Here is an 11,324-nt window from a genome sequence, read left to right as displayed (position 1 = left end):
CATGCATCATGTCCACGCAGTCCTGCTACGCGCCAACCGGCAGCGGGGCTTTTCCCTGATGGAGGTGTCCATCGTCACCGCCATCGTCCTGCTGATCGCGATCGTCGGCATTCCGGCCATTGGCGCCTATGTCGTCGAGAACAAGGTTCCCAAGGTGGGCGAGGAACTGCAGCGCTTCATCGCCAGCATGAAGACCAATGCGCAAGGCGGCGGGGTCACGCCCTATGCCGGTCTCGACACAGGCGCCATGGCCAATGCGCTGCGGGAATCCAGCGTCTTGGCCGTCGACGGGACAGGGGGCGCGGCGCGCATCGCCCATGGCCTGGGCGGCAGCGGCGTTGGCGGCAATGGGGTGGTCGAGGTCGCCGCCGCCTCGTTCGGCAGCGCGGGGCAGGGTTCGGCGTTCTCCATCAAGCTGACCAATGTCAGCCAGGCCGCATGTCCGTCGCTGGCCTCGGTGCTGCAACGGATGTCCGAGACCATCTCGATAGGCGGCGGGGGAGGCGGCCTCAGAGTCGTGAAGGATGCGTTCGCAACGCCCAGCGTGCCCTACCGCGCGGCTTTGGCTCAGGCCCAATGCAGTCCGGGCGATGTCAACACCTTCTTGTTCGTCGCAAAATGAACCGGTGCGCGAGCTTCTTGATGGCCCGATCGCATGCTGCGGCGATGTGGCCGAGGCAGCGCGGATTCTCGCTGGCGGGCCTGGTGCTGGTGTTGGCCTTGAGCGCCATGGCGGCTATCTGGGCGTCCGGCCAGGTGGTGCAGCGGATCGAAGACGCCGCGGCCCGTGCCGCCGGCGTATGGTTGACGCAGATCCGCCTGGCGGTGACGGAGATGCTGGCACGGCACTCCGCCACCCTTGCCAAGGGAGGCGTGCCGCGCAGCGAACAGGGGAACCCGCTGTTCGCGGATCCGCTGGCGCCCACTCTGGGCGAATTACGCGGACTGGGGCTGTTGCCCGCCGATTTTCCCGACCGTTCCGCCCTGGGCTTCTCCGCGCAGATCAGGATCGCCAGGTCGCAGGCATGCCCGGGCGAACGCTGCCGCGTGGACGGACTGGTCTACAGCGCCACGCCTTTGATGAAAACGGGGACACAAACACCGGACCTGACCGGCATCGCCGCCGTGATCGATGCCGCCGGCGGCTACGGCGGGGCGGTGTGGCCGGCGGCGCCGGGACTGGTGCGCGGCGCGGCATTCAGTTTCGCCAATCCCCTGGCGCCCGGGGCGTCGGCGTACGCGCCCGGCACGCTCGCCCTGTGGGCGGGAGCCGGAACGGGCGCGCCGGATCTGGAGCGCTATGTCCGGATACGGGACACGCGCGATCCGCAGCTGCAGGGGGAATTGAGCGTCGCGGCCTCGGCGCAGGTCGGCTCGTATCTGAAGGTCGGCGCGCGCGCCAGCGCGGGGCAGCCATGCAGCGTCGCGAACGGCGCCGTGGCCACCTCGGAACAGGGGGAACTGCTGACATGCCAGTCCCGAGTCTGGGCGCCGGCCAGCGGCGGCTTTGGCGGCGCATTCAGCATTAATAGCCGGTATGGTTGTTACGATACCCGCGGCACATGGAGACCGAATCCCCGCTCCGGCGCTTGCTCCTGCCCTGCTGGCTATACGCCCATGGTAGTTTCCGAGCGGGGCGATTCGTTTGAATCCGGTGGCGTTACCACCGGCTACGTCTGCGTGCGCTAAGACTGCCGCGCCGCCTCTTTTCCTGGGATGCCCGCCAACCCTCTATAATCAAAAATTCGCCTAAATTCTGCTTCGCCCACGATGAAATCCTCCGAGATTCGCCAGCAGTTTCTGCAATTCTTCAAGTCCAAGGGACACACCATTGTTCCCTCGTCGTCGCTCGTCCCCGGCAACGACCCGACCCTGCTCTTCACCAATTCGGGCATGGTCCAGTTCAAGGACGTCTTCACGGGCAAGGAATCGCGGTCCTATACGCGTGCCACCTCGTCGCAGCGCAGCGTGCGCGCCGGCGGCAAGCACAATGACCTGGAGAACGTGGGCTATACCGCCCGTCACCATACGTTCTTCGAAATGCTGGGCAATTTCAGCTTCGGCGATTACTTCAAGCGCGACGCCATCCAGTACGCCTGGGAGCTGCTGACGCAGGTCTACAAGCTGCCCGCCGAGAAGCTCTGGGTCACGGTCTACCAGGAAGACGACGAGGCCTACGACATCTGGGCCAAGGAAGTCGGCGTGCCGGCCGAGCGCATCATCCGCATCGGCGACAACAAGGGCGCGCGCTACGCCTCGGACAACTTCTGGCAGATGGCGGACACCGGTCCTTGCGGCCCGTGCTCGGAAATCTTCTATGACCACGGTCCCGAAATCTGGGGCGGCCCCCCGGGATCGCCCGAGGAAGACGGCGACCGCTACATCGAGATCTGGAACCTGGTGTTCATGCAGTTCGAGCGCGACGCCGCCGGCAACATGCCGCGCCTGCCGCGTCCCTGTGTCGATACCGGCATGGGCCTGGAGCGCATCGCCGCCGTGTTGCAAGGCGTGCATTCCAACTACGAAATCGACCTGTTCCAGCACCTGATCGCCGCCGCCGCGCGCGAGACCGGCATCAAGAATCTGGAAGACAACTCGCTCAAGGTCATCGCCGACCACATCCGCGCCTGCTCGTTCCTGATCGTCGACGGCGTGATCCCCAGCAACGAAGGCCGCGGCTACGTGCTGCGCCGCATCGTCCGCCGCGCGCTGCGCCACGGCTACAAGCTGGGCCAGACCAAGCCGTTCTTCCATCGTCTGGTGCCGGACCTGGTCGCCGAAATGGGCGAGGCCTATCCGGAACTGGCCGCCACGGCCGACCGCGTCGCCCAGGTGCTCAAGCAGGAAGAAGAACGCTTCGGCGAAACGCTGGAACACGGCATGCGCATTCTGGATTCCGCCCTGGCCAACGTGCCCAAGGGCGGCCAACTGGACGGCACGACCCTGTTCACGCTGTACGACACCTACGGCTTCCCGGTGGACCTGACGGCCGACATCTGCCGCGAACGCGAAGTGGACGTGGACATGGCCGGCTTCGAAACCGCCATGGAGCGCCAGCGCGACCAGGCGCGCGCCGCCGGCAAGTTCAAGATGGCCGAAGGCCTGAGCTACGAAGGCGCGGACACGCGCTTCGAAGGCTACGAAAAGTTGGAACTGGATGGCGTCAAGGTCACGGCCCTGTACGTCGACGGCACGCAGGTGCAGCAGGTCAAGGCGGGCCAGAGCGCGGTCGTCGTGCTGGACGCCACGCCGTTCTACGCGGAGTCGGGCGGCCAGGTTGGCGATACCGGCCTGCTGGAAGCCGACGGCGTGCGTTTCGCCGTGGCCGACACCCTGAAGATCCAGGCTGGCGTCTTCGGCCACCACGGCGAGCTGGAGTCCGGCACGCTGTCGGTGGGCGATACGCTGCTTGCGCGCGTGGACGCGGTCCGCCGCGCCCGCACCGTGCGCAACCACTCGGCCACCCACTTGATGCACAAGGCGCTGCGCCAGGTGCTGGGCGCGCACGTGCAGCAGCGCGGCTCGCTGGTGGATCCCGACAAGACCCGCTTCGACTTCGCCCAGGACGCCCCGTTGACGGCCGAGCAGATCGCGCGCGTCGAAGCCATCGTCAACGCCGAGATCCTGGCCAACCAGCCCACCGTGGCGCAGGTCATGGGCTATGACGATGCCGTCAAGGGCGGCGCCATGGCGCTGTTCGGCGAAAAATACGGCGACACCGTCCGCGTGCTCGATATCGGCTTCTCGCGCGAACTCTGCGGCGGCACGCACGTCAGCCGCACGGGCGACATCGGCCTGTTCAAGATCGTGTCCGAAGGCGGCGTGGCCGCAGGCGTGCGCCGCGTCGAAGCCATCACTGGCGACAACGCGCTGGCCTGGGTGCAAAACCAGAATGCCTTGCTGACCCAGGTTGCCGGCATGCTGCGCAGCACGCCGGCGGATCTGCCGGCGCGCATCGCGCAGGTGCAGGAGCAGGTCAAGAGCCTCGAAAAGGATCTGGAACAGTCGCGCAACAAGCTTGCAGCCAGCGCCGGCAACGACCTGGCAACCAGCGCCGCGGTCGAGGTCAAGGGCATCAAGGTCCTGGCCGCCAGCATCGGCGACGTCGATCCCAAGGCCTTGCGCGGCATGGTCGACAATCTCAAGGACCGCCTGAAGCCCGCAGTCGTGCTGCTGGCCACCGGTTCGGCCGACGGCAAGATCAGCGTGGTGGGCGGCGTCACCGCCGACCTGACCGGCCGCGTCAAGGCGGGCGATCTGGTTGGCTTCGTTGCGGCCCAGGTGGGCGGCAAGGGCGGCGGCCGTCCCGACATGGCCATGGGCGGCGGCACCGACCTGGCTGCCTTGCCCGCGGCGATCGCCAGCGTGCAGAAATGGGTGGATGAGCGTCTGTGATGAGCGGGGCGGATACCAGTCTTGATGGCGGCGCGCAGGCGCCGTCCTTCGAGCAGGAAGTCGATGCCAGCGGCTTGACCTGCCCGCTGCCCATCCTGCGTGCCAAGAAGGCCTTGGCGCAGATGGCCAGCGGCGAAGTGCTGCGCGTCATCACCACGGATCGCAACGCGGTCCGCGACTTCCAGGCTTTCGCCCGTCAGACTGGCAATGCGCTGGTCGCGCAGCAGGAGATCGACGGCCGCGGGGTGCATTTCCTGCGGCGGCGCTGATCCGCTTGCCGGCTGTATTCGCCAAGTAAGAGGGCCCGCCGCAAGGCGGGCCCTCTTACTTGGGGCGAGCCCGAGGTTACTTGCGGATGGCGGCGGCCACTGCCCGGGTGATCGTGAAGTCAACCAGATCGCCTTCCTTCAATTGCTGCAGGCGCGCCTGCAGGGCGGGATCCTGGACCTGGATGGTGCGCATGCCGCCTTGCGGCCCCTTCAGTGTCACCAGATTGGCGCTCTTGTTGATGTGCCAGATCTCGGCGGTGATGGTGGTCTGGCTTCCGGCCGCGCCGCCAGGCATGGCTCCCTTGGCGCTGCGGGTTGCCGCAGTTTCGGTTTTCACTTCCGGAATGCCGGAGCCGGCCGGGCGTACGTCGACCGCCACCGACTCGTAGTAGTCGAGCGTCAGCGTGTCGCCAGGCTTGATCTGCTGGAAGTTGCGGACATTGGGACCCGCCTGGATGTCCACGCTATTGCCGTTTTCGCCTTGCAGCGTGATGGTCCGGGTGGCCGGATCCACTGCAGTGACCTTGCCGGAGGCGGTCGTCAGGGCAGCGCCCACGACTCGGGCCGAGGCGGCCAGCGGCATGGCCAACGTACCCGCCAGCAAGCCCGCCAAGGCCAGGCGCGCAACAGGGGTGAAGACTGATTTCTGGTTCTTCATGGTGGTGCACCCTCCGGTTAGAGGAAGTTGGGGAAAAAACGCCGAAAAAGTGGGGGCAGGCGGCCGAAGGGCCGCTCTCACGGAGATGGCTTGAAGCGGGTGCGGTGGCGGCGCCGTGGACAGGCGGCAGGGAGGATCGAAGCGCGGGGTCTTGCGTAGGTCGACATAAAACCGATCTCCTCAATCGGGTTATTTCTTCACACGCACTGAGTTCTGACGCACTAAGACAAGCACGAGAGGGGCGGGGCGGCTACACTTCGGATTGCGGCGCGGGCCCCGGCCCGTGTTTGTAGAATACCCGGATGTGGTGTTTTAGGATACAAATCGCGCCGCTACGCACAATTCAGCACTGCCATTTGCCAGCAGGCGTGTTTAAGTGCTAGAATTTCCCGTTTTTCACAACTAATTCAAGGGATTACCTATGGTGGTGATTCGCCTGGCCCGCGGTGGGTCCAAGAAGCGTCCGTTTTACAACCTGGTGGCCACCGATTCGCGTAACCGTCGCGACGGCCGTTTCATCGAGCGCGTGGGTTTCTACAACCCCGTAGCCAGCGAAGGCACGGAAGCCCTGCGCATTGCGCTGGATCGCGTGCAGCACTGGACCAGCAACGGCGCCCAACTGTCGCCCGCTGTCGAGCGTCTGGTCAAAGAGTACTCGGCCAAGGTTTCCGCCGCGGCTTAATTGCCCGCGTCGCAGACCAAGCCCTGAGCTTTACCGCGCTTTAAAAGCTGCCATTCATAGCTGCTTCATAGTTACCAAGAGCACGATACATGCCTGATGCCGCAACCTCCAACGCGGCGCCGACGGATTTGATCGAGCTGGGCCGCATCAGTGCAGCCTACGGTGTGAAAGGCTGGGTCAAGGTGCAGCCACATTCGGCCAATGCCGAAGTGCTGCTCTCAGCATCTCAATGGTGGTTGACTCGCCCTGTGCCTGAATTGGCGCGGGGCGTTGTCGCGTCTGCGCCTGTCGCATACAAGGTCGTGCAAGTCCGTTCGCAAGGGGCCACCGTGGTGGCTCAATTGGCGGGCATTGCGGATCGCGACCAGGCCGAAGCCCTGCGCGGTTGTTCCGTGCAGGCGCCGCGGGGATCTTTCCCTGCGCCCGAGGAAGACGAATACTACTGGGTCGATCTCATCGGTTGCGCGCTGTATACCAGCGCCGACGGTGAGTCTGCGCTTTTGGGCGTGGTCGACGAGGTTCTCGACAACGGCGCTCATGCCGTGCTGAGGGTCTTGCGCCAGAAGGCAGGGGCCGCTGGCCCCGAGCCCGTCCTGAACGCCAAGGGTCGGCCCGCCGAAATGCTTGTTCCGTTCGTGCGCGCGCACATACACGCCGTCGATCTGTCAGCTCGCCGCATAGACAGCGACTGGCCGGCGGATACTTGATGCGTATAGACGTCGTTACGCTCTTTCCCGAAATGTTCGGGGTGGTGCGGGACCTGGGTGTCACCGGCCGGGCGCATGCCCAGGGCCGGTGGTCCCTGCATGCCTGGAATCCCCGTGATTTCACGCATGACGTGCACCGTACCGTGGACGACCGCCCGTACGGCGGCGGCCCCGGAATGGTGATGATGGCGGGGCCTCTGGAAGCCGCCGTCAACGCGGCCCAGGACGCGCGCGCTGCGCTTGGCCTGGGCCGCGCCCCTGTTGCCCTGCTGGCTCCGGTCGGCCGGCGCTACGATCAGGCGGGCGCCGAATCCCTGGCTGCAAGCGAAGGTCTCATCCTCATTTGCGGCCGCTACGAAGGCGTGGACCAGCGTTTCATTGCGCGCTGCGTCACGCAGGAAATCTCGCTGGGCGATTTTGTGCTGTCCGGCGGAGAGATCGCGGCGCTCGCCGTGATCGACGCCGCCGTGCGGTTGTTGCCCGGCGTACTCAACGATGGTGAATCCGCGCTGCAGGATTCATTCAACGACGCCTTGTCCGGCCTGCTGGATAGTCCGCACTACACGCGCCCCGAGGTCTACGAAGGCGAGCCGGTGCCCGCGCCCTTGCTTAGCGGGCATCACGCAAACATCGCCCGCTGGCGGCGTGAGCGTTCGCTGGAGCTGACTGCTGCCCGGCGTCCGGAATTGATCGAGGCTGCTCGCGCAAAAGGGGCGTTGACTCCGGTCGACGAACGCTATCTGGCCGAATTGGCGGGCACTCCGCTGCCGGAGCCTGCCAGGCGGCGCCGGACCTCCCGTCCCAAGCCGCCCAAGACTTCCTGAGAGATCTATCGGCCGCTGCCGGCTATGCCTGTGTCGGGCGCATCTTGCCGCGGCGGGCAAATAAAAAACCCCGGAACCAGGTTCCGGGGTTTTTGTTTTCAGCGCGAGGGCTTAGTTGCCCAGCTTGGCGCGCTGTTCGCGCACCTTGTCCAGGGTCTCGCCGAATTGCGTCATGCGCGCCTTTTCCTGCTCGACCACGGCGGCAGGCGCGCGCTCGACGAAGCTGGCGTTCGACAGCTTGCCGTTGGCCTTGGCGATTTCGCCTTCCAGGCGCGCGATTTCCTTGTCCAGGCGCACGCGTTCCGCTGCCACGTCGATTTCGACGTGCAGCATCAGGCGGCTGCCGCCCACGACCTGGACCGGCGCGCCGGCGTCGGGCAGGGCGTCGAGCACCTCGACCTGGCTCAGCTTGGCCAGGGCGGCCAGGTACGGCGCGTTGCGGGTGAGGGTGGGCGCATCGCCCTGGGCGCACAGCGGCACCTTCTGGGCAGGCGACAGGTTCATTTCGCCGCGCAGCGCGCGCACGGCTTCGACCTGTGCCTTCAGTTCGGCGACGTCGGCTTCGGCAGCGGTGTCGACCGCGTCGGGGTTGGCTTGCGGATAGGGCTGGACGCTGACGCTGTCAGCGACGCCTTCCTTGCGCTTGCCAGCCACCAGCGACACCTTTTGCCAGAGCTCTTCCGTGATGAACGGAATGATCGGGTGCGCCAGGCGCAGCACGCCTTCCAGCACGCGGATCAGCGTGCGGCGCGTGCCCAGTTGCTGGGCCGGCGTGCCGGTCTGGATCTGGACCTTGGCCAGTTCCAGGTACCAGTCGCAGTACTCGTCCCACACATAGCGGTAGAGCGAGTTGGCGATGTTGTCGAAGCGGTAGTCGGCAAAGCCGCGCGCCACGTCGGCTTCCAGCGTCTGCAGCTGGCTGACGATCCAGCGGTCCACAAAGGATGTTTCGCCGGTTTCCGGGCCGGTCAGGTCGTGGCCTTCGGTGTTCATCAGCACAAAGCGCGTGGCGTTCCACAGCTTGTTGCAGAAGTTGCGGTAGCCCTCGCAGCGCTTCAGGTCGAAGTTGATGTTGCGGCCCAGCGTGGCGTAGGCCGCCATGGTGAAACGCAACGCGTCGGTGCCGAAGGCCGGGATGCCGTCCGGGTACTGGCGGCGCGTGGCTTTCTCGATGGCGCCGGCCTGCTTCGGATTCATCAGGCCGTAGGTGCGCTTGACCACCAGGCCGTCCAGGTCGATGCCGTCGATCAGGTCGACCGGATCCAGCGTGTTGCCCTTGGATTTGCTCATCTTCTGGCCGTCCGCGTCGCGGATCAGGCCGTGCACGTAGACGTGCTTGAACGGGATGTGGCCGGTCAGGTGGGTGGTCAGCATGACCATGCGCGCCACCCAGAAGAAGATGATGTCAAAGCCCGTGACCAGCACGCTGGACGGCAGGTAGCGTTGCAGGTCCGGGGTGTTTTCCGGCCAGCCCAGCGTGGTGAAGGGGACCAGACCGGACGAGAACCAGGTGTCCAGCACGTCGGGGTCGCGCTTGAGCTCGCCGGTCACGCCGGCCGCGCGGGCCTGCGCCGTGGCTTCGGCTTCGTCGTGCGCGACGAAGATCTGGCCGTCTTCCGAGTACCAGGCCGGGATCTGGTGGCCCCACCAGAGCTGGCGCGAAATGCACCAGTCCTGGATGTTGTTCAGCCACTGGTTGTAGATGGTGGTCCAGTTGTCCGGATAGAACTGGATGCGGCCGTCGGCCACGACTTCCAGCGCGACTTCGGTGATGCTCTTGCCCGGATTCAGCGTGCCTTCGGGGGCGGGCTTGCTCATCGCCACGAACCATTGGTCGGTCAGCATCGGCTCCAGCACGACGCCGGTGCGGTCGCCCTTGGGCTGCATCATCTTGTGCGCCTCGACCTTGACCAGATAGCCTTCGGCTTCCAGTTGCGCGACCACGGCCTTGCGGGCCTCGTAGCGTTCCATGCCCTGGAACTGCGCGGGACCGTTCTCGTTGATGTGGGCGTCCAGCGTGAAGATCACGATCATGGGCAGATCGTGGCGCAGCGCGCAGGCGTAATCGTTGAAATCGTGGGCGCCGGTGATCTTGACGCAGCCCGTGCCGAATTCAGGATCGACGAAATCGTCGGCGATGATGGGAATGTTGCGGTCGCACAGGGGCAGTTCGACCTGCTTGCCGACCAGGTGCTTGTAGCGCGGATCGTCGGGATGCACGCAGAGCGCGCCGTCGGCCAGCATGGTCTCGGGACGCGTGGTGGCAATGGTCAGGCCGCGCAGCGTGACGCTCTGGCCGTCTTTATCGGTGATGGTCTGGGGGCCATCGACGAACGGGTAGAGGATGTGCCACATGTGGCCGTCGGTTTCCTCGGAAACGACTTCCAGGTCGGACACGGCGGTCAGCAGCTTCGGATCCCAGTTGACCAGGCGCTTGCCGCGGTAGATCAGTCCCTGTTTATGCAGACGCACGAAGGTTTCCACCACGCCGCGCGACATGCGGTCGTCCATGGTGAAGTACTCGCGCGGCCAGTCGGCCGAGGCGCCCAGGCGGCGCACCTGTCCGGTAATGGCGTTGCCCGACTTTTCCTTCCATTCCCACACTTTTTCCACGAATTTCTCGCGGCCGAGGTCGTGGCGGGAAACCTTATCGGCGTCCAGCTGTCTTTCAACCACGATCTGCGTGGCGATGCCGGCGTGGTCGGTGCCGGGGATGAATACGGTGTCATCGCCCAGCATCCGGTGGTAGCGCACCAGGCCGTCCATGATGGTCTGGTTGAAGGCGTGGCCCATGTGCAGGGTGCCCGTCACGTTGGGCGGCGGGAACTGGATGACGTAGGGCTGGCTTTCAGTCCCCGTTTTTACATGCTGACCCGCCTGGAAGTACCCGCGCTTGTCCCACTCGGCGTACCAGCGGGATTCCAGCGCGGAGGGTTCGAAGCTCTTGGAGAGTTCCTGGGAGTCGCTCGCGGCGTTCGCGGCGTTCGGGGGAGCAGCTTGAGTCATTGCAGGGTTCCGGCAAACAGGGGCGCCCGGGCTAGGGACGCGGACGGCAAACCGCACATTTTAAGATGTAATGCGGTCTTCTCAGCGTGTTAGAATACCGGGTTACTGTAAACCTTTTAGAAGTCCCTGAATTCATTGAGGATTCCGGGTGAGTCCGACAGGTAGGCAGTGTCGAATCCCTGCCTTGGACCAGTGGTTCGGGCCGGCCCGAAACATGCATTCGTTTCGGACCGCCCGTGCGCCAACAGCGCGATGACGCTTCAAGGGTGACACCGACAAGCGCAGATCCACGCCAGGCAATTCATCAGAAACCAAGTCAGAAATCAGTTTTCGGAGTTCTTATGTCCATTCAACGCACCCTCTCGATCATCAAGCCCGACGCCGTCGCCAAGAACGTCATCGGCCAGATCGTCGGCCGTTTCGAACAAGCCGGCCTGAAGGTCATCGCCGCCCGCCTGGCCCAGCTGTCGCGCGCCGACGCCGAGCGTTTCTACGCCGTGCACAAGGAACGCCCCTTCTTCAAGGACCTGGTCGACTTCATGATCTCCGGCCCGGTGTTCGTGCAAGTGCTGGAAGGTGAAGACGCCATCCTGAAGAACCGCGACCTGATGGGCGCCACGGACCCCAAGAAGGCGGCTCCTGGCACCATCCGCGCCGACTTCGCCGACAGCATCGACGCCAACGCCGTGCACGGCTCCGACGCTCCGGAAACGGCCGCTGTCGAAGTCGCTTTCTTCTTCCCCGAAATCAACATCCACAGCCGTTGATTTTTGCGGAACATCT

At 65.1% G+C, this 11,324-nt stretch carries 10 protein-coding genes; 8 read left to right on the top strand and 2 right to left on the bottom strand.

Annotated elements, in window-relative coordinates:
• Window position 1: 1 nt before the first annotated feature.
• From IAG39_RS21110 to IAG39_RS21095, 4 genes are all read left to right on the top strand, one after another.
• Window positions 2–622 (top strand): type 4 pilus major pilin, encoded by a 621-nt coding sequence (locus tag IAG39_RS21110; RefSeq protein ID WP_059378940.1) that lies wholly within the window; start codon window positions 2–4, stop codon window positions 620–622.
• A 20-nt stretch (window positions 623–642) separates the two neighbouring features.
• Window positions 643–1,689 carry a prepilin gene (locus IAG39_RS21105; RefSeq protein ID WP_165867875.1) on the top strand — a complete coding sequence of 349 codons (1,047 nt, stop codon included), beginning with the start codon at window positions 643–645 and terminating at the stop codon, window positions 1,687–1,689.
• Between the two features lie 81 nt (window positions 1,690–1,770).
• Entirely contained in the window at window positions 1,771–4,395 is a 2,625-nt protein-coding gene (alaS, locus tag IAG39_RS21100; RefSeq protein WP_059378942.1) for an alanine--tRNA ligase, read from the top strand.
• Window positions 4,395–4,664 (top strand): sulfurtransferase TusA family protein, encoded by a 270-nt coding sequence (locus IAG39_RS21095; RefSeq protein WP_059378944.1) that lies wholly within the window; start codon window positions 4,395–4,397, stop codon window positions 4,662–4,664. Before alaS ends, IAG39_RS21095 begins: the two co-directional genes overlap by 1 nt.
• Window positions 4,665–4,740: 76 nt before the next feature.
• Here IAG39_RS21095 and IAG39_RS21090 read toward each other — a convergent pair whose 3' ends face one another.
• The gene (locus IAG39_RS21090; protein WP_059378945.1) at window positions 4,741–5,322 is read right to left on the bottom strand and encodes a hypothetical protein; all 582 of its coding nucleotides are present in this window, start codon (window positions 5,320–5,322) and stop codon (window positions 4,741–4,743) included.
• A 421-nt stretch (window positions 5,323–5,743) separates the two neighbouring features.
• Here IAG39_RS21090 and rpsP point away from each other — a divergent pair, with 421 nt between their 5' ends.
• The 3 genes from rpsP to trmD all read left to right on the top strand — a co-directional run bounded on the left by rpsP (window position 5,744) and on the right by trmD (window position 7,535).
• Window positions 5,744–6,004, top strand: coding sequence for a 30S ribosomal protein S16 (gene rpsP, locus IAG39_RS21085; RefSeq protein WP_054458672.1), 261 nt, complete (start codon window positions 5,744–5,746; stop codon window positions 6,002–6,004).
• Window positions 6,005–6,093: 89 nt separating this feature from the next.
• Window positions 6,094–6,711, top strand: coding sequence for a ribosome maturation factor RimM (gene rimM, locus IAG39_RS21080; protein WP_118933168.1), 618 nt, complete (start codon window positions 6,094–6,096; stop codon window positions 6,709–6,711).
• Window positions 6,711–7,535 (top strand): tRNA (guanosine(37)-N1)-methyltransferase TrmD, encoded by an 825-nt coding sequence (trmD, locus tag IAG39_RS21075; RefSeq protein WP_118933167.1) that lies wholly within the window; start codon window positions 6,711–6,713, stop codon window positions 7,533–7,535. Before rimM ends, trmD begins: the two co-directional genes overlap by 1 nt.
• A 111-nt stretch (window positions 7,536–7,646) precedes the next feature.
• Here trmD and IAG39_RS21070 read toward each other — a convergent pair whose 3' ends face one another.
• Complete coding sequence (locus IAG39_RS21070) at window positions 7,647–10,541, bottom strand: valine--tRNA ligase (protein WP_118933166.1); 2,895 nt, start codon at window positions 10,539–10,541, stop codon at window positions 7,647–7,649.
• 341 nt (window positions 10,542–10,882) lie between these two features.
• Here IAG39_RS21070 and ndk point away from each other — a divergent pair, with 341 nt between their 5' ends.
• Window positions 10,883–11,308 carry a nucleoside-diphosphate kinase gene (gene ndk / locus IAG39_RS21065; RefSeq protein WP_006393972.1) on the top strand — a complete coding sequence of 142 codons (426 nt, stop codon included), beginning with the start codon at window positions 10,883–10,885 and terminating at the stop codon, window positions 11,306–11,308.
• Window positions 11,309–11,324: the final 16 nt, after the last annotated feature.

The organism is Achromobacter xylosoxidans, from assembly GCF_014490035.1.
GTDB classification, from domain to species: domain Bacteria; phylum Pseudomonadota; class Gammaproteobacteria; order Burkholderiales; family Burkholderiaceae_B; genus Achromobacter; species Achromobacter bronchisepticus_A.
This window is presented reverse-complemented; position numbering and strand designations above follow the sequence as displayed.

Bases quoted from the DNA above. Each gene is read 5' to 3' on its own strand.
- alaS (WP_059378942.1), top strand. From the start codon at position 1,771: ATGAAATCCTCCGAGATTCGCCAGCAGTTTCTGCAATTCTTCAAGTCC.
- IAG39_RS21105 (WP_165867875.1), top strand. From the start codon at position 643: ATGGCCCGATCGCATGCTGCGGCGATGTGGCCGAGGCAGCGCGGATTC.
- IAG39_RS21095 (WP_059378944.1), top strand. From the start codon at position 4,395: ATGAGCGGGGCGGATACCAGTCTTGATGGCGGCGCGCAGGCGCCGTCC.
- trmD (WP_118933167.1), top strand. From the start codon at position 6,711: ATGCGTATAGACGTCGTTACGCTCTTTCCCGAAATGTTCGGGGTGGTG.
- rimM (WP_118933168.1), top strand. From the start codon at position 6,094: ATGCCTGATGCCGCAACCTCCAACGCGGCGCCGACGGATTTGATCGAG.
- ndk (WP_006393972.1), top strand. From the start codon at position 10,883: ATGTCCATTCAACGCACCCTCTCGATCATCAAGCCCGACGCCGTCGCC.
- IAG39_RS21090 (WP_059378945.1), bottom strand. From the start codon at position 5,322: ATGAAGAACCAGAAATCAGTCTTCACCCCTGTTGCGCGCCTGGCCTTG.
- rpsP (WP_054458672.1), top strand. From the start codon at position 5,744: ATGGTGGTGATTCGCCTGGCCCGCGGTGGGTCCAAGAAGCGTCCGTTT.
- IAG39_RS21110 (WP_059378940.1), top strand. From the start codon at position 2: ATGCATCATGTCCACGCAGTCCTGCTACGCGCCAACCGGCAGCGGGGC.
- IAG39_RS21070 (WP_118933166.1), bottom strand. From the start codon at position 10,541: ATGACTCAAGCTGCTCCCCCGAACGCCGCGAACGCCGCGAGCGACTCC.